General features: G+C 66.9%; 25 protein-coding genes. 12 read left to right on the top strand and 13 right to left on the bottom strand.

What is annotated here, in order from left to right; genetic code table 11:
* Positions 1–24 precede the first annotated feature (24 nt).
* Positions 25–1,068: an ABC transporter substrate-binding protein gene (locus E8M01_RS26500; protein ID WP_136962895.1), complete on the bottom strand. Its 1,044-nt coding sequence runs from the start codon at positions 1,066–1,068 to the stop codon at positions 25–27.
* Positions 1,069–1,171: 103 nt separating this feature from the next.
* Between E8M01_RS26500 and E8M01_RS26505 the strand changes: the two genes are divergently transcribed.
* The gene (locus E8M01_RS26505; protein WP_215908804.1) at positions 1,172–2,200 is read left to right on the top strand and encodes a GlxA family transcriptional regulator; all 1,029 of its coding nucleotides are present in this window, start codon (positions 1,172–1,174) and stop codon (positions 2,198–2,200) included.
* Between the two features lie 27 nt (positions 2,201–2,227).
* On the opposite strand, the gene E8M01_RS26510 is transcribed toward E8M01_RS26505, so the two are convergent.
* The gene (locus E8M01_RS26510; RefSeq protein WP_136962896.1) at positions 2,228–3,238 is read right to left on the bottom strand and encodes an SDR family oxidoreductase; all 1,011 of its coding nucleotides are present in this window, start codon (positions 3,236–3,238) and stop codon (positions 2,228–2,230) included.
* A gap of 178 nt (positions 3,239–3,416) precedes the next feature.
* On the opposite strand from E8M01_RS26510, the gene E8M01_RS26515 reads away from it, so the two are divergent.
* The gene (locus E8M01_RS26515) at positions 3,417–4,007 is read left to right on the top strand and encodes a TetR/AcrR family transcriptional regulator (RefSeq protein ID WP_136962897.1); all 591 of its coding nucleotides are present in this window, start codon (positions 3,417–3,419) and stop codon (positions 4,005–4,007) included.
* Between the two features lie 143 nt (positions 4,008–4,150).
* Here the strand turns inward: E8M01_RS26515 and E8M01_RS26520 are convergent, their stop codons facing one another.
* Entirely contained in the window at positions 4,151–4,654 is a 504-nt protein-coding gene (locus E8M01_RS26520; RefSeq protein WP_136962898.1) for an Hsp20/alpha crystallin family protein, read from the bottom strand.
* Between the two features lie 370 nt (positions 4,655–5,024).
* Between E8M01_RS26520 and groL the strand changes: the two genes are divergently transcribed.
* Entirely contained in the window at positions 5,025–6,665 is a 1,641-nt protein-coding gene (groL, locus tag E8M01_RS26525; protein ID WP_136964848.1) for a chaperonin GroEL, read from the top strand.
* 40 nt (positions 6,666–6,705) lie between these two features.
* Positions 6,706–7,245, top strand: coding sequence for a DUF930 domain-containing protein (locus tag E8M01_RS26530; protein ID WP_246088441.1), 540 nt, complete (start codon positions 6,706–6,708; stop codon positions 7,243–7,245).
* A 19-nt stretch (positions 7,246–7,264) separates the two neighbouring features.
* Here the strand turns inward: E8M01_RS26530 and E8M01_RS26535 are convergent, their stop codons facing one another.
* From E8M01_RS26535 to E8M01_RS26545, 3 genes are all read right to left on the bottom strand, one after another.
* Entirely contained in the window at positions 7,265–7,771 is a 507-nt protein-coding gene (locus E8M01_RS26535; protein ID WP_136962899.1) for a histidine kinase, read from the bottom strand.
* Positions 7,772–7,927: 156 nt separating this feature from the next.
* Positions 7,928–8,182 carry a YjiS-like domain-containing protein gene (locus E8M01_RS26540; protein WP_170182089.1) on the bottom strand — a complete coding sequence of 85 codons (255 nt, stop codon included), beginning with the start codon at positions 8,180–8,182 and terminating at the stop codon, positions 7,928–7,930.
* Positions 8,183–8,217: 35 nt separating this feature from the next.
* Positions 8,218–8,454, bottom strand: a complete 237-nt coding sequence (locus E8M01_RS26545) for a DUF1127 domain-containing protein (RefSeq protein ID WP_136962901.1) — start codon at positions 8,452–8,454, stop codon at positions 8,218–8,220.
* A gap of 44 nt (positions 8,455–8,498) precedes the next feature.
* Between E8M01_RS26545 and gcvA the strand changes: the two genes are divergently transcribed.
* Entirely contained in the window at positions 8,499–9,491 is a 993-nt protein-coding gene (gcvA, locus tag E8M01_RS26550; RefSeq protein WP_246088442.1) for a transcriptional regulator GcvA, read from the top strand.
* A gap of 81 nt (positions 9,492–9,572) precedes the next feature.
* On the opposite strand, the gene E8M01_RS26555 is transcribed toward gcvA, so the two are convergent.
* Entirely contained in the window at positions 9,573–10,955 is a 1,383-nt protein-coding gene (locus E8M01_RS26555; RefSeq protein ID WP_136962902.1) for a DUF2252 domain-containing protein, read from the bottom strand.
* A gap of 169 nt (positions 10,956–11,124) precedes the next feature.
* Between E8M01_RS26555 and E8M01_RS26560 the strand changes: the two genes are divergently transcribed.
* Positions 11,125–11,454, top strand: coding sequence for a DUF6665 family protein (locus tag E8M01_RS26560; protein WP_342778632.1), 330 nt, complete (start codon positions 11,125–11,127; stop codon positions 11,452–11,454).
* A gap of 2 nt (positions 11,455–11,456) precedes the next feature.
* On the opposite strand, the gene E8M01_RS26565 is transcribed toward E8M01_RS26560, so the two are convergent.
* Together E8M01_RS26565 and E8M01_RS26570 are read right to left on the bottom strand one after the other, a co-directional pair.
* On the bottom strand, positions 11,457–12,566 hold the full coding sequence (locus tag E8M01_RS26565) for a DUF1176 domain-containing protein (RefSeq protein ID WP_170182090.1): 1,110 nt from the start codon (positions 12,564–12,566) through the stop codon (positions 11,457–11,459).
* Positions 12,567–12,690: 124 nt separating this feature from the next.
* The gene (locus tag E8M01_RS26570; protein WP_170182091.1) at positions 12,691–13,617 is read right to left on the bottom strand and encodes a LytTR family DNA-binding domain-containing protein; all 927 of its coding nucleotides are present in this window, start codon (positions 13,615–13,617) and stop codon (positions 12,691–12,693) included.
* 147 nt (positions 13,618–13,764) lie between these two features.
* On the opposite strand from E8M01_RS26570, the gene E8M01_RS26575 reads away from it, so the two are divergent.
* Positions 13,765–14,967: an acyltransferase family protein gene (locus E8M01_RS26575; RefSeq protein WP_136962905.1), complete on the top strand. Its 1,203-nt coding sequence runs from the start codon at positions 13,765–13,767 to the stop codon at positions 14,965–14,967.
* A 177-nt stretch (positions 14,968–15,144) separates the two neighbouring features.
* Positions 15,145–15,873, top strand: a complete 729-nt coding sequence (locus E8M01_RS26580) for a class I SAM-dependent methyltransferase (protein WP_136962906.1) — start codon at positions 15,145–15,147, stop codon at positions 15,871–15,873.
* Positions 15,874–15,929: 56 nt separating this feature from the next.
* On the opposite strand, the gene E8M01_RS26585 is transcribed toward E8M01_RS26580, so the two are convergent.
* On the bottom strand, positions 15,930–16,331 hold the full coding sequence (locus E8M01_RS26585) for a winged helix-turn-helix transcriptional regulator (RefSeq protein ID WP_136962907.1): 402 nt from the start codon (positions 16,329–16,331) through the stop codon (positions 15,930–15,932).
* Between the two features lie 160 nt (positions 16,332–16,491).
* On the opposite strand from E8M01_RS26585, the gene E8M01_RS26590 reads away from it, so the two are divergent.
* Positions 16,492–16,974 (top strand): nuclear transport factor 2 family protein, encoded by a 483-nt coding sequence (locus E8M01_RS26590; RefSeq protein ID WP_136962908.1) that lies wholly within the window; start codon positions 16,492–16,494, stop codon positions 16,972–16,974.
* Between the two features lie 7 nt (positions 16,975–16,981).
* Here E8M01_RS26590 and E8M01_RS26595 read toward each other — a convergent pair whose 3' ends face one another.
* Positions 16,982–17,848: an IclR family transcriptional regulator gene (locus tag E8M01_RS26595; RefSeq protein ID WP_136962909.1), complete on the bottom strand. Its 867-nt coding sequence runs from the start codon at positions 17,846–17,848 to the stop codon at positions 16,982–16,984.
* A gap of 220 nt (positions 17,849–18,068) precedes the next feature.
* Here E8M01_RS26595 and E8M01_RS26600 point away from each other — a divergent pair, with 220 nt between their 5' ends.
* The 3 genes from E8M01_RS26600 (at position 18,069) to E8M01_RS26610 (ending at position 21,346) form a co-directional block, all read left to right on the top strand.
* A complete protein-coding gene (locus tag E8M01_RS26600; protein WP_170182092.1) occupies positions 18,069–19,703 on the top strand; it encodes an MFS transporter in 1,635 nt (544 codons plus the stop codon).
* A gap of 78 nt (positions 19,704–19,781) precedes the next feature.
* Positions 19,782–20,732, top strand: coding sequence for a carbon-nitrogen hydrolase family protein (locus E8M01_RS26605; RefSeq protein ID WP_136962911.1), 951 nt, complete (start codon positions 19,782–19,784; stop codon positions 20,730–20,732).
* An 8-nt stretch (positions 20,733–20,740) separates the two neighbouring features.
* Positions 20,741–21,346 (top strand): flavin reductase family protein, encoded by a 606-nt coding sequence (locus E8M01_RS26610; protein WP_136962912.1) that lies wholly within the window; start codon positions 20,741–20,743, stop codon positions 21,344–21,346.
* A gap of 212 nt (positions 21,347–21,558) precedes the next feature.
* Here the strand turns inward: E8M01_RS26610 and E8M01_RS26615 are convergent, their stop codons facing one another.
* Together E8M01_RS26615 and E8M01_RS26620 are read right to left on the bottom strand one after the other, a co-directional pair.
* Positions 21,559–22,431 (bottom strand): DMT family transporter, encoded by an 873-nt coding sequence (locus tag E8M01_RS26615; RefSeq protein WP_246088443.1) that lies wholly within the window; start codon positions 22,429–22,431, stop codon positions 21,559–21,561.
* Positions 22,432–22,612: 181 nt separating this feature from the next.
* The gene (locus E8M01_RS26620) at positions 22,613–22,888 is read right to left on the bottom strand and encodes a GNAT family N-acetyltransferase (protein ID WP_136962914.1); all 276 of its coding nucleotides are present in this window, start codon (positions 22,886–22,888) and stop codon (positions 22,613–22,615) included.
* Positions 22,889–23,046: the final 158 nt, after the last annotated feature.

The raw sequence follows: 23,046 nt of genomic DNA on the forward strand, positions 1-23,046 counted from the left end.
GGATCCAATCCGGAGAGGCGGCACTTACCGGCGCGCGATTTCGCGATTCCACAGGTCGACGATCCTGGCGCGCTCGGCGTTGATCGTCGTCCAGTCGAACAGCTGCAGGTCCTTCACCGAGCCTCTCTCGCCCCAGGGCAGCTTGCGTGCCGTTTCCGGCTTGACCGCGACATCCCTGACCGAGGGACCGAGATAGAGCTTGTCGGCAAGCCCGGCGGAGGCCTGGACCGTCAGTGCATGGTCGATGAATTTCTGCGCGGCATCGCGTTTCGGCGTGCCCTTGACCAGGTGGAGCCGGGCATCGGTCGCCCAGACGCCCTCTTTCGGCACGACGAAACCGATCGGCAGGCCCTTGTCCGCGAGATCCCAGGCGCCGACATTAAAATGCGCGCCAATGATCGCTTCGCCGCTCTGATAGGCATTGGTGGCGGCGCCCGAGGAGTCGAAAAACAGCGCGGCCTTGAGCTCCCGGATCTTCTTGAACGTCGCCGTCAGGTCGCCCGCCGGCGCCCCCCAGATCTTCGACAGGAACAACAGGAAGGGCACGCCGGATGAGTTCGACGGCGACGGGATCGTCACCGCGTCTTCGAATTCCTTGTTCCAGAGATCGTTCCAGGAGGTTGGCGTCTGCCGCACCTTCTGGGTGTTGTAGGTGAGGCCGAGCGAATAATAGCCGGTGCCGACGGCGTGGATATTGGCGCCGGATTTGTAGACCGCCTCGGGCGCGACATTGGCGAGGTTGCGGATGGCGCCGGGGTCGAGGCTGTCGGTGACGTCGGCGGCCAGCGCCAGTTCGCTGATCCCGCCGTCCATCCAGGCGACGTCGATGGTCGGGGCGGCCTTCTGCTGCTGCAGCTTGGCGAGCGTCACGGTCGACGTGCCGATCTCGGCATTGACGGCAATGCCGGTCGCCTTGGTGAAGGGCTCGGCGACACAGGTGCGGAAGGCATCGCCCCAATTGCCGCCATACCAGGCAACCGTGATCGAAGCCGGCTGCTGGGCCAGGGCCGGCGCCGCCAGAGTGCTGGCGGCCAAGCCTTGCAATACGAGGCGCCTGGATAGGGTCATGGTGGGTCTCCTCCGTCGGCCTCTTGGCCTTGTTCCCGTCACCATCACCCCCGGCGTCGATTTCCACTAGAATGAACCAGCCTGAAAGTAGAATAATCCCGACATGACCGAGATGATTGGAACAGGGTTCAGGGTGACAGGCGATGCCGACGCGGCACCGGCCGGCGCCGCGCGGCCACGCCTGCGCATTGGTTTCATCGTGCTCGACCAGTTCACGCTGGCCGCCTTCTCGGGGCTGATCGACGCGCTCAGGCTGGCGGCCGATCACGGCGGCCGCTCGCGGCAGGTGCATGTCGCCTGGACGGTGATGAGCGTCGGGGGCGGGCCGCGCAACTCCAGTTGCGGCGTCTCGCTTCAGCCCAATGCCGACCTCATCGATCCCGGCGAGTTCGATTATCTCGCGGTCTGCGGCGGCAACGACTATCTGAACGATCATCCCTCGGCGACCCTGCTCGACTATCTCAGGGCGGCGGCGCGCCGGGGCGTCCGCCTGCTCGGCATCTGCACGGGCACTTTCGTGATCGCCAAGGCCGGGCTCGTTGGCGTCAGGCGGGTCTGCATCCACTGGAACGTGCTGGACGCCTTCAACGAGCGCTTTCCACGCCTCAACGCCGCCGTCGACCGCCTGTTCATCGACGAGGGCGACCTGATCACCTGCGCCGGCTCGACCGCCGCCATCGATCTCGGGCTCTATCTGATTGCCCGGCATTGCGGGCGCGACAAGGCGCAACAGGCGATGCGCCACATGATGCTGCAGGACATCCGGCCCGGCGGCGTGCCGCAGCCGCATTTCTACGCCCAGCTGGACGGCATCTCGGATATGCGCATTCGCCAGGCGGCCCAGTTCATCGAGCAGCGCCTGGACAATCCGCCGCCGGTCGCGGCCATCGCCCGATATGTCGGGGTCAGCGCGCGCCAGCTCGAGCGCCTGTTCCATCTCTGGCTGGGTGTCGGGCCAGCCGCCTTCCAGCGGCGGCTGAGGCTGGAATATGGCCGTTGGCTGTTGCTCAACAGCAAGCGCAAGATCACCGACATCGCGATCGACGCGGGTTTCGCCGACAGCGCGCATTTCGCGCGGGATTTCAAGCATGCCTTCGGGACTTCGCCACGCCGCTTTCGCCAGGCGGCGTGACGCAGCAAGAGCCCTGGCAGTCGCCGGTCAGGCGCGCCGGATGATCGCGCCGAACTCCGTCAGGCGGCGCAGGAAATAGTCCGGCTCGATCAGCACCTCGGGCAAATAGAGCCCGGGCTCGACCGGCGCACCGCCGGCAAGGCCGAGCAGCCGCTCGACGCCGAGCGCCACGCCGAGCGCCGTCAGCGGCGCCTGGCCGGCCGGATGGACGATCTCGTGACGCTCGCGTCCGCGCGTGCCATCACGCTTTTCGCCGCTGATCTCGATGACGATCTCGCTCGAGAAGGGCTCACCGCGCCGGCGGCTGGCGGTCTCGCCGAGCACCAGATCGAACCGGATCGAGCGTGCGTCGGTCGCACCGGCGAGGCTCAGCACGTCGAGCGGCGAATAGGCCTGCCCCTGCAGCTCCATGCCGTCGACGGTCCTGAACTTGCGCGCGGCATCCTCGCCTTGCGACCAGAGCCATTGGCCCTGCTTCAGGATCAGCGCATGAGGAGCGGCCGTCGTCAGGCGTTCGAAATCGGCATGGGCCGCCGGCCCGCCCATATCCTGCTCGTCGAGGACCGCGGCAATCTCGATCGCCTCGATGCTGCGGAACTCCTTGGCGAAGTGGAGGACGGGAAAGGTGGCGGCGCCGGCCAGCCAATTGCTGTCCATCAGGATCGGCGCGCTCTTGGGCTTGTGGATATAGAGCGCCATTTCGGGCCCGACCTCGAAGACGCCGGAGGAGATGCTGAGATAGGGCAGGCCACGCGCCTGGGCGAATTTGAGCGAATTCAGGCCGCCGTCCTTGAGGAACATCACCACGGCGCCATAGGCCTTGCCGTCGGCCTGGCCGAGGTCCGGCCGGCCGAGGTCGATGGCCACGGCATCGGCAAGGCCGACCGCCTTGGCGACCGCTTCGGCCTTGCCGAGGTCCCGTCCGCCAATGGTGATCGGCAGGTCCGGGTGCAATTGGCGCAGCGTTTTCGCCGCCTGCGCACCGACAAGGCCGGAGCCGCCGATGATGAGCACGGATTTCTTCTCTTGCGTCGACATGGCGGCTCAGGCTCCTTGGCCAGGCTGGTGTGCTGGAGGTCGACAGCCCGCTGATGGCGGTGCTGACAGGCGTGACGTTGACCTACTAAAAGTAAGTTACCAATGGTAGGTAGTCGATCAAGTGAGCCTGTCAAGCGGCCGGCGCAGCGAAATTGATGGGAAAGGGGTCGCCGTCTCGATGGCCGAAATACCCGCGAAGAGACTGACCAAGGCCGGGCGGCGTGATCAGCTGATCGATGTCGCGCATGCGATCGTGCGTGAGGAGGGAACCGACGCATTGACGCTCGGCCGTCTCGCCGAGCGCGCCGGGGTCAGCAAACCGGTCGCCTATGAACATTTCAAATCGCGCCCGGGCCTGTTGATTGCCCTCTACAAGGAGATCGACGATCGGCAGGTGGCGGCTCTGCTCGAGGCGCTCGCCCGGGCGCCGCGCCGGCTGGACGAGGTCGCGGGCGTCGTCAGCCGCGCCTATATGGCCTGCTATACCGAGGCCGGGCCGGATTGGCATGCGGTCTCCGCGGCGCTCAAGGGCGACGGCGAGATGGAAGCCTTCCAGGACCAGTTGATCGACCATTATGTGGCGATCTATCGCGACGCGTTGCGCCCTTTCACAGACCTGCCGGCCGCGGATCTGCAGCTGCGCTGCGTCGGCATTATCGGAGCAGCGGAGGCGATCTCGCGCGACATGATCCGCGGCCATGTCGACGAGCCGACGGCTGCCGCGACGCTCGCCTCGCTGATCACGGGCTGGCTGTCGCCGAAAGTCTGATGTGCTGCGCCGGCGGGCCGGAGGCGGTTCTTGCGGCTTGACCGGCTTGCCGGGATTGCGGTGTCCGCGGCGATCGGACCTTCGGCGCGGCAACTGGCGGGCGCATGGCGACGCCGGCCCGCCAGACCTCACGTCCCTGGCCGCTACCTCTCGTTGATCGCGATCCGCCTGGCGGCGGCCGCCGCCCGCTCGGTCTTGGGCAGCGTGACCGTGAGGACGCCGTTCTTGAATGTCGCCTTGACCCTGTCTTCGTCGACTTCGCCGACTGCGATACGCCGCTCGAAACGTCCATAGAGCCGCTCGGTGAACTGGCGGTCCTTGTCTTCGGTCTCCGCACGCTTCTCACCGCGCAGCGTCAGCACGCCATCCTGCAGCAGGACCTCGACGTCCTTTTCGTCGAGACCCGGCACCTCGGCCGCGATACGGACCTCCCTGTCGGTCTCGGACATCTCCATGCTTGGCCATCCGCCCGCCCAGTGCGAAGGGCGGCCGGCCGGCATCGGCAGGTCGAAGCCGTGGAAAAGATCGTCGAACAGGCGGTTGACGTCGCGATGCAGCGCCAGGAACGGGCTTTGCTCGGCCTCGCGGAAGCCGGTGGGGGCCTGGTTGTGGGGGCGACCCCAGGGCATGATGTCTCGAACACCCATGGTCTTCTCCTCTCGTCTGGTCGTGACCTCCTGATTCAGCCGTGGCGGGGTGCCCGGCAGGCTTCGGTCCGTTGTCCGGACCTTTTGGCTTGCCCGCCCCGGGGCCACCGGCGTTTCTCGATTTTGGGACGTGTTTCCGCTGTTTCAAGAGGGTGCCGCGGCATTTTTTGGGGCTGCGCCCCGCCAACGCCCGGTCGCGGCCTTGAACCGGAATTTTCTACTTCCTAATTCGAGAGATGCGCCCGGCGGAGCCTGCCTGGCGCGAAGACATCGCATTGCCTCAAGGCTTGATCCGCATCGCTGCAATCCGCTCGGGACGGCGGCCTGGACCCGCCGGCAGACCGGGCGTCAAAACCAGGGAGGGAGCGCAATGGCCGCCAAGGAACTGAAATTCTCGACGGAAGCGCGCGAGAAGATGCTGCGCGGTGTCGATATTCTCGCCGAAGCCGTGAAGATCACGCTCGGGCCGAAGGGCCGCAACGTGGTGATCGAGAAGTCGTTCGGGGCGCCGCGCATCACCAAGGATGGCGTCACCGTTGCCAAGGAGATCGAGCTTTCCGACAGGTTCGAGAACATGGGCGCGCAGATGGTGCGCGAGGTGGCCTCGAAGACCAGCGATACCGCCGGCGACGGCACCACCACCGCCACCGTGCTGGCCCAGACGATCGTGCGCGAAGGCGCCAAATCGGTGGCCGCCGGCATGAACCCGATGGACCTGAAGCGTGGCATCGACCTGGCCGTCGCCGCGGTGGTCGCGGATCTCAAGCGCCATGCCCGCAAGATCAAGTCCAATGACGAGATCGCCCAGGTCGGCACCATCTCGGCCAATGGCGATACCGAGATCGGCCGTTTCCTGGCGGATGCCATGCAAAAGGTCGGCAATGAGGGCGTCATCACGGTGGAGGAGGCCAGGAGCCTGACCACCGAACTCGAAGTGGTCGAAGGCATGGCGTTCGACCGCGGCTATGTCTCGCCCTATTTCGTCACCAATGCCGAGAAGATGCGGGTCGAGCTCGAGGATGCCTATATCCTGATCCATGAGCAGAAGCTTTCCGGGCTGCAGGCGCTGCTGCCGCTGCTCGAAGCCGTCGTCCAGTCGGGCAAGCCGCTGCTGATCGTCGCCGAGGATGTCGAGGGCGAGGTGCTGGCAACGCTGGTGGTCAACAAGCTCAGGGCGGGTCTGCGCGTCGTCGCGGTCAAGGCGCCGGGTTTCGGCGATCGCCGCAAGGCGATGCTGGAGGATATCGCGATCCTCACCGGCGGCACCGCGGTGAGCGAGGATCTCGGCATCAAGCTGGACAATGTCACGCTGGCCATGCTCGGCCGGGCCAAGAAGGTGGTGGTGGAAAAGGATTCGACCACGCTTGTCGGCGGCGCCGGCGCGCGCAAGGACATCGACGCGCGCATTGCCCAGATCCGCCTGCAGATCGAGGAGACGACCTCCAGCTACGACAAGGAAAAGCTGCAGGAGCGGCTGGCCAAGCTGGCCGGCGGCGTCGCGGTGATCCGGGTCGGCGGTTCCACCGAGGTCGAGGTGAAGGAACGTAAGGACCGGGTCGATGACGCGCTGCATGCGACGCGCGCGGCGGTCGAGGAGGGCATCCTGCCCGGTGGCGGCGTGGCGCTGTTACGCGCGCTCAAGGCGCTCGATCCGGTCAAGCCGGGCAATGACGACCAGAAGACCGGTATCGACATCGTGCGCCGCGCGCTGCAGGCGCCGGCCCGGCAGATTGCCGAGAATGCCGGCGAGGACGGCTCGGTCATTATCGGCAAGCTGATGGAAAAGAAGGATTACAACTGGGGTTTCAATGCTGCGACCGGCGTCTATCAGGACCTGGTGGCGGCCGGCGTGATCGATCCGGCCAAGGTGGTGCGGACTGCGCTGCAGGACGCGGCGTCGGTCGCGTCGCTGATGATCACCACCGAGGCCTTGATCGCCGAACTGCCGAAGCCGCAGAAGGCCGGCGCCGGTGCAGGTCCGGGCGGTGGCATGGGAGACATGGACTTCTGAAGGCCTTGCCTGGTGCCGCGACCGCGCGAACGAGCGCGGCTTGGCGGGCTCCGGCGATCCGGGACGGGATCAGGAAACAGCGCCGGCCCAATGGGCCGGCGGCATGGCCGGTGCGCTGTTGCCTTGCCTTGCTGGTGCCAAGATCGGGCTGTTAGAAGCCGGCCGTCGCAATGGTAAGGAATCGTTCAGCATGAAGGCGTGTGTGCTTGGCCTCATCGGAGCCGGTCTGACGCTGTCGGGCGCGCTCGCCGCGGATGCGCGGCTTGAAGCCGCGCTTCGTCGGCTCGAGCCGGACACCCGGCTCGAGCAGGTCTGCGACATCGCGGTGATGCAGCGCATCAAGGGCGACACCAGTCCTTACCGGCCCGACAAGGTTCTGGCCGGCGCCATCTCGGAGCCGCGCCGCTCCGGCGACTCGCTCGACAGCGAGGGCGGGGCGTTCCGCAGCGGCGGCCACTGGTATCGCCTGAGCTTCGAGTGCCAGGCGTCGCCCGACCGCATGCGCGTCCTGTCGCTGAACTACACCATTGGCGAGCAGATTCCGGTACGCGACTGGGACGATTACGGCCTCTACCCCTGAGCGTGACCGAAGCCCGAGCCTACTCGACCTTGGTCAGGCTCTGCAGGATGCCGTTCAGCTCGCTGGCATAGGTCTTCTCGCCCTCCTTCGACCCCCAATAGCTGAGGATCAGCACGGTTGACGGATTGACGATCAAAATGCCGACGCTGATCTCGGCCTGTTCGCCGTCCGAGTCCTTGCCGCTGAAGCCGAGGAAAATGGTCGGCATGCCGTTGATCGTCATGGATTGCTGGCGCTGGGTCGCCGGATCGATCTCGACCCCTTGCGACACCAGATAGGCGAGCGCCTGCTTGGTCGAATCCTCGACATTGCCGGCGCTGGCGATCGTCACCGCCACATAGATCTCGTCATCGTCGGTGGTCGCTTCGACGCCGCGTTCGGTCACGCTTGGCGACCAGGCGTCGGGAATGGCGACGGTGGCGACTGCCGGCGCGCCCAGCCGGAAGCTCTTGGCTTCGGCCAGGGGCGGCATCAGGAAGGCTGGGAGCAGCAGGGCAAGCGCGGCGGCGAGGAGCAATCTGGGCATGGCACAAAACCTTCCGATTGAAGATCGGCAGGCCTTGGCATGACCGCGACGGGCTGTCCTCTCACTCGGCGCAGGGCCGCGACTATTTTGTGAGACGCCGGCGCGAGGACGAGCCCGGCATGGACCGGCGGCGCGCTGGGGCGCCGTCGCGGTAGCCTATTGCAGGGAGATCAGATTGGCCATCAAGCCGGCCCTGATCTCGATCACCGGGCGGACCCGGCAGACGATCGACCGGTCGATGCCGGCATCGGCCAATTGCCTGGCCGACAACTCGCCGACCGCCGCCCGCGTCTCGGCGCGCCGGTGCGACGCCGGGCCAAGCGCCAGAACATCCGCCGCCCGGTCGAGCAGCGTCTGAAGAAGTCCCGTCTTGGCGGCGGATTGCACGGGCAGGCAGGCTGAGCAGGTCATGGCAGGCATCCTTGTCAGGTGGTGAGGCGGGCCAGTCAGACCGACGGAATCGGGTCGACGGCCGTCGCCTTGATGTTGATCCGTTCGACATCGGCGCGTGACAGGCCAATATCCGACAGTGCCCGGTCATCCAGGCCGTACAGGGTGCGGGCGCTGTTGCGCGCCGCGAACCAGGCCTCCACGCGCAGGACCAGAGTGAGCAGACGGCTCTTGGCTGCCGGCGTTTCGTGGTGGTGGTGGAAAAGATCCTCTGTTGCACATGCCGCGTTCATGACGATGGTCCTTGCTGTCGAATTTCCTATATGGACGTTGCTCCTTGCGCTGGTCCGAAGCAAATGAGATGTTCTTGGCTTCAGCCCAAGTACAGCTTGGCCATCCAATGACCCGCCGCCACCTGCCGCCGCTCACCGCACTGCGCGCCTTCGAGGCCGCCGCCCGCCATCTGAACTTCGAACGGGCGGGCGACGAGATCGCCGTCACGGCGAGCGCGATCGGCCAGCAGGTCCGGACGCTGGAGGCCTGGCTGCAACGCCCGCTATTCGTCCGGCTGCCGAGCAAGGGCGTCGCGCTGACGGTGGCGGGCGAACGCTACGCCGCCGCCATTTCCCAACTGCTCGACCAGTTGAACGAGGCCACCATTCAGGCGTTGCGGCCGGACGCGTCCAATGTGCTGACGGTGGCGACCTTGCCGAGCTTCGCCGCAAGCTGGCTCATCCCGCGGCTCGGCGGCTTCAAGGCCCGCCATCCAGAACTCGATGTGCGCATTTCGGTGTCGCACGGCCTGACCGATTTCGCCCGCGAGGATGTCGACGTGGGCATCCGCTCCGGCCGGGGCGTCTATCCGGGTTTGCGAAGTGACCTGCTGATGGAAGAGAATTTCTTCCCCGTCTGCAGCGCGGCCCTGCTCCACGATCCCGAGCGGCCGCTGCGCGAGCCGGCGGATCTGCGCCATCACACGCTGATCCAGGAGATCCAGGAGGGCCTGCCGGATTTCGTCAGCTGGTCGCGCTGGCTGGAGCTGATTGGCGTCGAGGGGGTCGACGGCGGTCGCGGCCCGCAATTCTCCCACACCTTCCTGGCCTTGCAGGCGGCGGCCTCGGGCCAGGGCGTCGCCCTGGCGACCAATGTGCTGATCGGCGACTATCTGGATGCCGGCCGCCTGGTGCGGCCGTTTCCCCATCAGGTGCCCGGACCCTACCAATATTACGTGGTCTGCCCGGAAGCCTCCGCCTCGCGGGCGGCGATCGCCGCCTTTCGCGGCTGGCTGCTCGAAGAGGCCGCGGCCCATGCCGCGCGGGCGACCGGCTGATCGCCTGCCGTCGTGTCTTGCGCGGATTGAATCACGGCATCAGCGGAACCGGCCAAAGCGCTGGCGGGGCGCGCGAAATCGTCAGGCCCGCCGGCGTTTGCGGCCGGCCCGGTCGCGCGCAACGACGGCATGGTCGGCCGCCGTCTGGCGGGCATAGCTCAGCGAGAACGACGCCAGGGCGTCCTCGAACACGCCGGACTTGCCGATATAGCCCGATATCACGGCGGGGTCGCCGGAACGGGCATGGGCGCGGGCCAGCGTCCGGCCGCAGAGCGCGGCATATTCCAGCAGGGCATTGCCTTCCATGACCTCGCCGACCGAGCCGAGCCGCCGGTTCTTCAACTGCCTGACATAAAAATGCCGGCCGGACTTGCGGTCCTCCGCCCAGCCGAGAAAGGCGTCGCTCGCGGCTTGCATGACCCGCTGGCCCTCGACCACACGGTGGCCCTGATGGCGCCGGTGCTTGCCGGCGGGCCGGAAGCGCTCGAGCACCGAACTCTGCGCTTCCTTGATCTGCAGGAACAGCGGCTCGTCGTCGCCGCTCATATAGAGGCCGATGGCGCAGAACGTGCCGACACTGCCGACGCCGACGACCTTGAAGGCGACATCCTCCAGCCGGAAGCGGGTCAGCAGCACATGCCGGTCGGGTGGCAGCGTCGCCTGGTAGATCGCCAGCGCAGCGCGGGCGTCGACCGCGTGGTGGCCGCCGCCATCGGCGTCGAGATGATAGATCAGCGGCGGCCGGTCCTCGATCCTGCAGACGCCGGCCTTGGTCCTGGCCAGGTGGGGGAAATTGTCGTCCAGCGACAGCGTCTTTTTCGCCTTCACGATGGTCTTCAACAGCGTCCGGCGAAGCTTGCGGTCGTCGATCCGTTCGGTCTCGCGGGCGAGGTCCATCCGGCTGTGCCAGATGGCCAGCGGCGACAGGTCGGCCAGCTCGCGCATGAAATCGCGATAGGCCTGCGCGGTGGCGGCGGCGAAGCTGCGGGCTTTCTTGTCGGAATAGCCGGCGTCGAGCGCCGCCACCGCGACACTGGCCACCAGGCGCTTCAGGTCGACGGTGAAGTCGATACCCGGCAAGGTCTCGTCGAAGTCGTTGATGTCGAACAGGATGCGTCCCTCGGGCGTGCCGAAGGCGCCGAAATTCATCAGGTGGCAGTCGCCGCAGGCCTGCACGGGGATGCCGATCGTCGGCTGGGCCGCGAGATCGGCGGCCATCACGGCGGCCGCACCGCGCAGGAAGGTGAAGGGCGAGACCAGCATCCGCTCATAGCGGATCGGGATCAGCGCGGCGATCCGGCCGGCATCGACCTCCGCCAGGACCGCGGATGGATCGCGGCCGGCGGCCGGCTCGAAATCGGCATGGCTCTCGCGCGAAACACGGGCGCGCAGCGCCTTGCCGGCCGCCGCCCGGTCGGTCCGCGACGGCATCGGGGCGGTTTCGGTCTTGGTCGAAGCTGGCATGGTGGCGAAATCCGGGAGACGCGGCTGAGGCGGCGGATGCATGCTGGCCGCGAGTGAGGCGCGGGACACCGGCGCCTGTCAAGCCAGGTGGCCCTGCCGCGGGGAGGGGTCTTGCCAGTCTCGCCGGCTGCTGCTTGGCTGCGGACGATCAGTGCAAAGGGAGCGATCCTTGACCTTGCATTCGCCGCGAAGCCGGCTGTCGCAGCGCTCGATGGAAGCGGTCGATACGGCGCTCGCCCACGAGATCATCGCCGAGCAGGCCTCCTCGCTCGGTCGCGCCGGGCGGGCGGTGGCCGCGAGCCTCGCGGCGCTCGGCGCCTTCACCGGTGACGGGCCGCAGCGCGCCGCGCTGGTGCAGGCCGCGGCCGACGCGGTGTTCGGCTATTTCGTCCAGCGCGAGTTGTGCGGTTTCCGCAGGCATGACGACGCGATCCGCGACTATGCCATCCCGCGCGAGGTGCTGGTGCGGGTCGGCGCCACGGCGCCGCCGCCCCGCTGAGATCAGCGCGGTTCGGTGCGCCAGAGCGTGATCCAGTCCTCCGGTGGCACACCCTTGCAGGCCGGCATGGTCGCATAGGCGCTCAGGCGGAAGCCTCGCGCCGTCCAGGCCCAGCTCGCCGCCGTGCCGCAATCGCCGGCACCGCGATCCTTGTGCAGGGCAGACAGGGTGGCCGCGCTCATCTCCTCCAGGCCGCTGGGACTGGTCAGGGTCTGGATCGGCTGGCCCATGCGGCCGGTTTCGGCATCGAGCGTTTCGAAATCGACCCGGCGGGCGTTGGCCGGCTGTGCTTCGGTCGCAAGGTAGAACATCGCGCCGGCCTGCGACGCCGCGCGCCAGCAGCCGATCTGGTACAGCACGGTGCTGTTGGACAGGCGGACGATGCGGGTGGCGGGCGCCCGGTTGCCCAGGTCGCATTCGTCGTCCCTGGTCTCGCGAACATGCCGCTGCACCAGCGCGCGCGGCACCACGGTGGGCGCCGGCCTGGTCGGGTTCGGCATGGCAACCGTCAGGAACGGCACGGCCGGTGGCGCCGACACCGTGGCCGCCGCCCTGGCCCCCCTGGCGACCAGGGCGGTCACGGTATCCAGGCGGCCCTGCGCGGTGTCGATGAACTGCAGCGCCGCGGCAAAGCCGTCGAGCGACACCGCGGGCGCGTTGGCGCGCGGAGCTTCCTTGCCGAAGCGCAGTGCTCGCCCCTTGCCCATGGCCTCGATGACGCGCGCCACCGCTGCCGGCTCGACCAGTTCGGACGCCTCCGGCTTGTCGTCGAACTCCTGCTCGATGACCCGGAACGCCGTGCCGGCAAGCGTCAGCGCCGGGCCGGCGTCGACACTGAGCACCAGTCCCTGGGCATCGCCGGCCGGCGCGCTCTCGCGGACGAAACGCAGCTTCGCGGTCGCCTCGGGCCCGGCGGCGCGGTCGATCACGACATAGGAGCCGCCATCGCCTTCGCCGGCCATGGTGCCGATGGCCCGGCAGGCCAGCGTATTGTCACAGCCGACGATCCAGTTGTCGAAGGTCCTGATCCCGGAGGCGGCCACGGCGGAGCCTGTGGCGAAGCCTGTCAGCGCGACCACGAGGCCGGCGCGCATTGCATGGTAAAACGGCATGGCATTCCCTTGAGCCACCGCTTGCGCGGTGGCATTCATCTTGTCGTCTGACGTCGCCCGTGCCGATCCTGCATGGGCATGACGTAAGGTCAAGTAGCGATAGGCCGCGCCATTATGTCGCCAGTCATGCGCCCGGCGTCCGGACGACGTGTCTCAGGGTTTCGCCGATGCCGTAACGGCGGCTGCCGGCAATGGTCTCGCCGGTCTCGAGCTTCAGTTCGGCGTCGCCCGAGGGGCGCATCTCGATCCGCTCGATTCGCGCCGGATTGACCAGCCGGGTGCGATGCACGCGGATGATGCCGAACGGCTGCAGGCGCTGCTCTTCGGCGCGAAGCGTCGCGCGGATCAGGTGGCGCTGGCCGTCCACCAGGCAATATTCGACATAATTGCCGGCCGACTGGACCCAGACGATCATGGCAGGGTCGATCTTGATGCTGGCCGAACCGTCGCGGAGCCAGAAGGCCTGCGGCGTCGCGACGGTCGTTGCGCTCGCGACGCCGGTCTCGGCCGCGCCGCTGGCTTGCACGGCGTCGGCTTGCGCGGCGTCGTCCTGCGGCCGGTCGGCCCAGCCCTTGTTGAGCCAGAAGACCGAGCCGATCAGAAGATAGGTCAGCGCGTCCTTGCGCAGTTCGTAGACGAGTTTGGCGAGCGACAGGTCGAAGACATAGGGCCCGGCGCCAAAGGCCGCATGGCCAAGCTTGCGCAGCAGCACCATTCCAGCGACGTGCAGCGCCGAGAAGAGAACCACCAGCCCGGCATTGACGACGACGGCGCGCGCGACCTCTGCGATGCCGCCGCCGCGTACCTGCAAAGCGCCCCATCGGATCATCGGCGCGAGCGCGAAAACGACAAGCACGCTCGACAGTTCCCAGAGCAGGATCAGCGGCAGAGGCAGGGTCCGTCCGGCAAAGCGCGCCGCGTCATCGACGACCGACACCGCATTGACGACGGCGACCGCGACCAGCACCACCGCCAGGACGACATAGATTTTCCAGGGCGAGACACGCGCCGGCGGCTCGGTCGGGCCCGCTTGACCAATTCCGCTCGTCACGTCGTCACCACCGCTTGTCCCGGTGCGGTGCCGCCCATCCCATCGAAAGCGCCTTTCCTCCCGCGCCATCTGGACGCGGACGCCGGTCGGACGGATGTGACTTGGCGGAGACGGATTTGTCCATGAACCATCACGGGACCGAACATCATGGCTGAAGCAACACCAGAGCCGGCTGAACGTCGCATCGATCTCGACTGGATCCGCATCGCGGCCTTCGGCCTCCTCATCCTCTACCACGTCGGCTTGCTCTACGTGACCTGGACCTTCCACGTGAAGAGCTCAAGCAGGGTTCCCGGCCTCGAACCGCTGATGCTGGCGCTCAACCCCTGGCGGCTGGCACTGTTGTTTCTGGTCTCGGGCACCGCGACCTGTTTCATGGCGAGCAAGCTGCGGGCGGGCCAGCTGGCCGGCCTGCGCTCGGCCAGACTGCTGCCGCCGCTCATCTTCGGCATGCTGGTCATCGTGGCGCCCCAGGCCTACCTGCAGGTCGTCGACAGCTTCGGTTATGTCGGCAGCTTCGGCGAATTTTACCGGCAGCACTATCTGACGCTTCCAGGGCAATTTTGCGCGGGGCCTGGCGGGCGGCCGCCTTGTCTCATCCTGCCGACCTGGAACCACCTGTGGTTCGTGATCTACCTCTGGGCCTATTCCATGGTGCTGGCGGCGATTCTCTGGCTGGCGCCGGGCCTTGTCCGGCGCGCCGAAGCCGGGCTTGCGCGGATGCTCGCCGGGCCGGGTATCCTGCTGTGGCCTTGCGCCGTGCTGGTGGTCTACCGGGTCGTGCTGTTCCCGCGCTTCCCCGTGACCCATACGCTCATCGACGACTGGTATGCCCACGCGCTCTATTTCTCGGTCTTCATGTTCGGCTTTCTGGTCGCCCGCTCGGACGCCGTCTGGCAGGCGCTGGAGCAATGGCGCTGGCCGGCCCTCGCCGGGGCTCTTGTCGCCTATGGGCTCTATCTCGTCCTGCGCCGGCAGGGGCTGTCCTCGGAACTCGTGCTGGCTGGCCTGCGCCTCATCTACGGCATCGATCAATGGTGCTGGATCGCCGCGGTCCTCGGCTTCGGCCGGCGCTGGCTGAGCGTGCGGGATACGCCGGCCCGGCGCTATCTGACCGACGCGGTGTTTCCCTATTACATCGTCCACCAGACGGCGATCATCGTTGCGGCCTATGGCCTCAAATCTTACGGCTTGCCGGCCTGGCTCGAGGCCACGCTCGTCATCCTGGCGACTGCCGCGACCTGCGTTCTGACCTATGAGGTGGTGCGTCGTGTCGGCTGGCTGCGGCCGCTGTTCGGGCTGAAGCCACGTGGCCGGCCGGTGGCCGATCTGGCGCCGGCGACACGATAGCGGCCGTCTGGCGGAGAGCACCGTGGCGCGGCGTCCAGTCTTGACGCCTCGCCGTCGGCCGATGATGGTTCGCCAAGTCCACGGTCGTTCGACCGTTCGGGCCCCGCCGGCGACAGGCGGGGCCTTTTCGTGGCCTGGTCGCCGCCTTCAGCGCCACGATCGTTGCAGAGCCTGACGATGACCCAGAATATCTATGACCAACCGACGTTTTTCGAGGGCTACAGCCGGCTGCCGCGCTCGGTCGAAGGGCTGGATGCCGCGCCGGAATGGCCGGCGCTAAGGGCGCTGCTGCCAAATCTTGCGGGCGCGAGCGTGCTCGACCTCGGCTGCGGTTTCGGCTGGTTCTGCCGCGCCGCGCGCGAGATGGGGGCTGGCAAGGTTCTCGGCATCGATGTCTCCGAGAACATGCTGGCCAGGGCGAGGGCGGCGACCGTTGACGGCGCGATCAGCTATGCCAAGGGCGATCTGGAGCAGGTCGTGCTGCAGCCCAATGCCTTCGACCTGATCTACAGCTCGCTGGCCTTTCACTATGTCGAGAATCTCGAACGGCTGATGGGCGAGGTCAGCCGGGCGCTCGTCCCCGGCGGCCGTTTCGTTTTCTCGGTGGAGCACCCGATCTACACCGCGCCGTCGACGCCGGGGTGGACCATCGACGCGGCCGGCCGCACCGTCTGGCCGGTCGACGGCTACCTCGACGAGAGCCCGCGCACCACCGACTGGCTCGCCAAGGGCGTGATCAAGCAGCACCGGACCATCGGCAGCTATCTCAACCTGCTGATCGGCCTCGGCGTGACCATTGTTCATGTCGAGGAATGGGGCCCGACGCCGGCCCAGATCGCCGCCCAGCCCGCGCTTGCCGACGAGCGTCAGCGCCCGGCGTTCCTGCTCGTCGCGGGGCGCAAGTGACGTTGCCCAAGTGATGTGCCGGCACGCGGCGCCGCCCGGAGCGCGCCGCGCCATCCTCAATCCGGCACGCGATAGACCGGCTTGATCAGCCGCACCGCCGGCGGCCGTTCGTTGGCCTTGCGGTTGCTGGCGACCGTCTCGCCGAAACGGGCGGCCCAGTTGGCAAGGCTTTCGAGGCTCGGATGCAGGCTGTGGCCGAGCTCGGTCAGCGCGTAGTCGACGCGCGGCGGCACGGTCGGATGCACCTGGCGGCTGACCAGGCCGGCGGCTTCGAGCTGGCGCAGGTGTTTGGCGAGTTCTTTCGGCGTGATCGCGCCGACCCGCCGCTGCAGGTCGGCATAACGCAGCGGCGCTGCCGCGGCATCGAGGGCGAAGAAGATCGGCACGGTCCATTTCGCTGCGATCAGGTCAAGCGTTTCGCGAATCAGGATCGGGCATTGCTCGGAGCACGGATCCATCGGGCGCGGATCTGGGTGGTCCGGATCTTGGCGGTGGGGATCTTGGGGGCGGGCAGCATCGCTATGCATGAGGGAGGCTCGTTGCCTTGAGGTGCGTTCTTGTCGAGCCTACTCCAACTCTGCGACCAGTGCAGGCTTCCAACCACGCCTGGAGGCCCGCATGGACACCGCTTCGACCGCCGTCATCACTGCCGTTCCGCCGCTCGAGCGCTCGGCCATCGTCGACGCACTCTACCGTTTCGGGGCTGGCCAGGACCTGGCCGATCGTGCCCTGTTCCTGTCGGCCTTCTCGGAGCCTGCGACCGTCGACTTCACCGGCCCGGCGCGCCGCCTGGGGGCGGAGATCCCGGTATTCCACGGTCGGCAGGCCATCGCCGACATCATCCTGGCCAATGTCGGCGGGCTCGACACGACCCACACCGTCACCAATCCCAGGGTCACCGCTTATGACGGCCGGCGCGCGACCCTGTTCGCGCTGGTCGAAGCGCAACATCTGCCAAAGGGCGACCACAGCCGCCATCTCCTGTTGAAGAACATCTATACGGTCGAGCTGTCGCGCCAAGCCGACCGCTGGACGATCGATCACATGACGATCGACAATGTCTGGCTGACCGGTGATCGGACCGTGCTGTTTCCGGGATAGAGGCCGGTCACGGCGCCCAGCCGGCGGTCGCCGAGATGATGCGGGCCTGGCTGCGCAGGGCTTCCGCCGTCGGGCCGCCGAGGTCGTCGTCGAGCGTGCCGATCGGCCCCATGAGGGTGATGGCGGCGATCATGAAACCGCCCTGGTCGAAGATCGGAGCCGACAGCGAGGTGAAATTCGCCAGCAGTGCGTCGCGGCAGCGGCTGATGCCGTTCTTCCGGATCGTCGCCACCATGTCCTCGACCTCGGTCTTGGCGGCCGGCGTGTCGTCGGCCCTGACGAGGGCGGCCTGCGACCGCTCCTCCAGGAGTTCCTGGTCGAGCATGGCGCCGGTGATGTCGCGCGGCAGATGCGCCAGGAAATTGCGGCCGAGCGCCGATCGCAGCAAGGTCAGCACGCTGCCGACCCGCAATTCGATGATCGGCCGGCTGCTGCCGCCCTCCACCCGATAAACGATGGTCGGTCCGCGATTGCCCCAGACGCCGAGAAATACGGTATGGCCGATGGTGGTGGCCAGTTCCGCCATCACCGGCCGGGCCGCGGTGAACACGTCGAACTGCTCGATCGCCGCCATGCCGAGCTTCAGGGCATAGGGCCCGAGCGCGTAGCAGCCGGTATCGGCCTCCTGGCGGACGATGCCGACGGCCTGAAAGCTCACCAGGTAATAATGGACATTGGCGGCCGACATGCCGGTGCCGGCAGCGATCATCTTGAGCGGCACCGGGCTTCGCTCGGTGCGCAGGACGTCGAGGATCTTGAAGCCGATCTCGATCGACTGGATGCCGCGCCGGCCGGAGCGCTCCGTCTTGGGAGGTTTCGCCGCTTTTGTCCGCTTCGGCTCGGCAACCGACTGATCGGGAAACGACTTTTCCACGGCCCGGCGGGCTCTGGGTTCGCGCGGCTCTGCCACTGAATATCCTTTGGAATCAAACGCTTCTGTCTGGTCCTGAGCGTGCCGCAAGCTTGGGCGCTGGCAGCCGAAAATTCAAGCTTGCGATATTTGACAATATCATATCTTTTTGACGATAGAGAATTGAAGAGCTGACCGAAGACCATTCGGGCGGCCTCGGCAATGCCAGATCAGGGGAATGGCAATGGATGCGACGACGATGACGGCCGCGGCCGATCGCGACTTCACACGCTCCGAGGAGCGCCAGGTCGTGCTGGCCTCGACACTCGGCACGGTGTTCGAGTGGTACGACTTCTTCATCTACGGCTCGCTGGCCGTGTTCATGAGCTCGGTGCTGTTCCCGCCCGATAATCCGACCGCGGCGCTGCTGGCCTCGCTCGGCGCGCTGGCCGCCGGTTTCGTCATCCGCCCGATCGGTGCCATCCTGTTCGGCCGCATCGGCGACATGGTCGGCCGCAAATACACCTTCCTGATCACCATCGTGATGATGGGCGGCAGCACTGCGCTGATCGGCTTCCTGCCGAGCTATGCGACCGTCGGCCATGCCGCCTGGATCTCGCTTCTCGTGCTGCGGCTGGTGCAGGGGCTCGCCGTCGGCGGCGAATATGGCGGCGCGGTGATCTATGTCGCCGAGCATTCGCGCGCCGACCGGCGCGGCCTGCTGACCGGCTGGATCCAGATCACCTCGTCGATCGGGCTCGCCCTGTCGATCATCGTCATCCTCGGCACCCAGGCCTTCATGACCGAAGAAGCGTTCAAGGTCTGGGGCTGGCGCCTGCCTTTCATCCTGTCGATCGCGATGCTGGCCTTCTCGATCTATGTCCGCGCCAAGCTGCATGAATCGCCGGTCTTCGCGCGCATGAAGGCCGAGCGCCGCCTGTCGAAAAATCCGGTGCGCGACACCTTCGGCCGCTGGTCCAGCCTGCGCCTCATCCTGATCGCGCTGTTCGGCGTCACCGCCGGCATGGGCGCGTCCTATTTCACCGGCCAGTTCTACGTCATGATCTTCATGCAGCAGGTGGTGAAGATCGACCTGCAGACCTCCTATATGCTGATGGCCGTCGGCCTGCTGATCGGCTCGCCGAGCTTCATCCTGTTCGGCTGGCTGTCCGACCGGATCGGCCGCAAGTGGCTGATGATGGCGGGCCTGCTGCTGGCGGCGGTGTGCTACCGGCCGATGTTCGCGTCGCTGATGGAGGCCGGCAATCCGCAACTGGTCGCCGCGACCCGCAGCGCGCCGGTGACCGTGCATGCCGACACCGCCAGCGATGCCTGCAGCTTCGGGCTCGCCGCCTCGCTTTTGAACACCCATGGCGATCATGCCAAGCCTTGCGTCCAGGCCAAGAAGCTGTTGATCGCCGGTGGCATCAACTTCAGCTATGCCGCGCCGCTCGAAGGCCAGGCGGTGGCGATCTCGGTCCAGGGCAGGACTGTCCAGGGCTACGATCCCGCCGCCTATCGCAAAGTGCTGGGCGAGGCCGGCTATCCGGCCAAGGCGGATCCCGCCCAGGTCGCCTCGGCGAAGATCGTCCTGCTCCTGGTGATCATGACCATCGTGGTGGCGATGATCTACGGCCCGGTCGCGTCCTTCCTGGTCGAGCTGTTCCCGGCCAATATCCGCTACACCGCGCTGTCGTTCCCCTATCACATCGGCGCCGGCATCTTCGGCGGCTTCCTGCCGTTCTTCGCGACCTATCTGTCGCTGGCGGTCGGCGATGTCTTTGCCGGTCTCTGGTACCCGGTCGTCATCACGTCGGTCACCTTGCTGATCGGTGTCATCGTGCTGCCGAACAAGCCGCAACTCGCCAAAGAACTCTGAACCCGGCGTTCCCGTGCCACGGGCCGCCCTCGGGCCGCCCGTGGTTCTTACCCGCGCTTCGCATTCCGGATCGACACCATGAGCCGCATCAAGACCGCCAGCTACAAGGCCGCCGTTGCCCAGGCGGCTTCATGCCCTGATGATACGACGGCCTCCGCGGCCAAGGCGGCGCGCCTGATCGGCGAGGCCGCCAGGGCCGGCGCCCGCCTCATCGTCTTTCCCGAGGCTTTCCTCGGCGGCTATCCGAAAGGCGCCTCGTTCGGTGCGCCGGTCGGCATGCGCAAGCCCGAGGGTCGCGAGGCGTTCCGGCTCTATTGGGAACAGGCGATCGACCTGGACGGCCCCGAGGTCGAGACGATCGCCGCCGCCACCGCGGCCACCGGCCTGTTCGCCGTGGTCGGCTGCATCGAACGCGACCAGGCGACGCTCTATTGCACCGTGCTGTTCTTCGACGGTGGGGCCGGTCTGGTCGGCAAACATCGCAAACTGATGCCGACGGCCGGTGAGCGGCTGATCTGGGGCTTCGGCGACGGTTCCACCATGCCGGTCTTCGATACCTCGCTCGGCCGGATCGGCGCGGTGATCTGCTGGGAAAACTACATGCCCATGCTGCGCATGCACATGTTCAGCCAGGGCATTAGCATCTATTGCGCACCGACCGCCGACGATCGCGACACCTGGCTGCCGTCGATGCGCCACATCGCGCTGGAAGGCCGCTGCTTCGTGCTGACCGCATGCCAGCACATCCGGCGCGGCGCCTATGCTGCGGATTTCGAATGCGCCCTAGGCGACGATCCGGAGACCGTGTTGATGCGCGGCGGCAGCGCCATCGTCGACCCGCTCGGCAAGGTGCTGGCGGGTCCGGATTTCACCGGTGAGACCCTGCTTTATGCCGAGATCGACCTCGACGAGGTCGCGCGCGGCAAGTTCGATTTCGACGCCACCGGCCATTACGCCCGGCCGGACGTGTTCCAGCTGACCGTCGATATCAGGCCAAAGGCTGCCGTCTCGACGCTGGCCGGAACCTGAGGCTCGCCATGCTGTTCGACATGACCACGCTGGCCGCCGATGTCCGCTACAAGATCCTCACCGCCACCGTGACGCCGCGGCCGATCGCCTGGGTGACGACCCGTTCGCCCGAGGGTGTCGCCAATGCCGCGCCGTTCAGCTTTTTCAACATCATGGGCCATGAGCCGCCGACGGTCGCGATCGGCGTGATGCGCCATCCGGAAAAGGGCTTCAAGGACACCGCCGAGAACATCCTGTCGACCGGCGAATTCGTGGTCCATCTGGTGCCGGCACGCCTGGCGGCGGCGATGAACGCGACCTGCGTCGACGCACCGGCCGAGGTCGACGAACTGGCGCTCGCCGGGCTGCACACCGTGGCTTCGGTCAAGGTCGCGCCGCCGCGCATCGCCGACAGTCCGGTGGCGTTCGAATGCCGCAACCTGGCCTCGGTGGTGACCGGCCCCCGCCAGGTCACGGTGATCGGCGAAGTCGTCTGCGCCCATGTGTCGGACGAATTCGTGCTCGATGCCGCCCGCGGCCATATCGACACGCTGGCGCTGGATCTGGTCAGCCGCATGCATGGCAGCGGCTGGTATGCCCGCTCAGCCGACCTGTTCCAGATGATCAGGCCCTGAGCTGCGGCTCAGCTCCACAACCACAAGGAGAACATGAGAGCCGCCACGAGGCCACCCCAGATGAGCATGGCGCGTCCGGTCAATTGGTTCGCGAAATTCATGGCTCATCACTGCGGGAGACTGGTTGGTGGCGTTATAGCGAAGTGCGCGCCGCCTGTGAATACGGCGCGCATGACCAAGGCGGCGAACGTGCTGCCGAGGCGCCCAGAGGCCTAAACCGCCGCCTGCCGCCGCTTTTGCCGCTGCAACTGCTGTTCGCGCAGGAAGATGAACAGGCCAGCGCCGACGATGATCGCGGCTCCGGCCAGCGTCTTGATGTCCGAGACCTCGCCGAACACCACATAGCCGAACAGAATTCCCCACACGATCAGCGTGTATTGATAGGGCACCACCACCGATGCCGGCGCAAGCTTCAACGCCAGGTTGACGCAGAGATTTCCGGCGAGCGAGCCTATGCCGAGCACCGCGAGCAACAGCGCGTCGATCTGGCTCGGCGGTGTCCAGCCCTGCGAGGCCACCATGACGATGCCGAAGACCAGCGCCGTGGCCAGCTGCCAGCCCATCAGCACGGCGTTGCTGGTGCCGGCGAGCTTGCGGGTGGCGATCATGAAGCAGGCATAGCTGAAGCTTCCCGCCAGCGCGCAGAAGGCGCCAAACGACAGGCTGTCACCGGACGGCGACAGCGCCAGCACCACGCCGAAAAAGCCGACGCAGACGGCGCTCCAGCGCCGCCAGCCGACATGTTCGCCGAGCAGCCAGGGCGACAGCGCCGTCACATAGATCGGGCCGGCCAGGTAATAGGTCATGACACTGGCGAGCGGCAGGGTGCTCAGCGCCCAGAAGAACAATGAGGCCTCGAGCGTCGACAGGACGCCGCGCAGGACCTGCAGCCAGGGTTTCGGTTGGCTGCGGATCGGCGTGACCCCGCCGCGGACGATCAAGGGCAGGATGATGCTCAAGCCCACCACCGCGCGCACCAGCATGATCTGGCCGACCGTGAAGGTGCCGAGCAGCCATTTGCCCAGCGTGTCATTGGCGGCGAACAGGAAGAAGCCGGCCAGCATCATGACGATGCCCAGCGACACGTTCTGCTTTTCGAAGATCTTGCTTTCGAAGATTTTGGCCAGGATCGCTGCCCTTCGAGCTGACGGCGCGGACGCGCCGGTGCTCATTGGCCGAGGCCGGGGCCAAACCGCAAGCGGTTCCACGCCGGGGGCGGCATTTCAACGCAGGCGAACGAGGGCGAGGCGCGCCGGCCGGCTGGTCTCAGCCGGAAACGCCGACTTCCTGTTTGTGCCGCCGCATCCAGGCGGAGGCATAGGAGCAGAGCGGCACCAGTTCGCGGTTCTCGGCGCGGGCGAGTTCGACGATGCCTTCCATCAGGCGGCCGGCCGCGCCGGTTCCGCGCAAGGGCACGGGCGCCTCGACATGGAAGATGACGATCGACGACGGCTCACGCCGGTAATCGGCGAAGACGATCCGGCCGTCGACGGTCAACTCGAACCGGCGGTCGTCGATATTGTCGTGGATGGCACTGCTCATGGTCGCTCGGTCCCCGGTCACACCCTTTCATGACCAACGCTGCAGACATGGAGCGCGTTCCGGCCGGGATCAAGAGACAAGCGGCGCATGCCGGTCGGGCCTGACCTGCGGCTGGGGCAGGGCGCCGCCGGGCCGGATGGCCCGGCGATCGGCGAGCA

The organism is Phreatobacter stygius (assembly GCF_005144885.1).
Classification (GTDB): Bacteria; Pseudomonadota; Alphaproteobacteria; order Rhizobiales; family Phreatobacteraceae; genus Phreatobacter; species Phreatobacter stygius.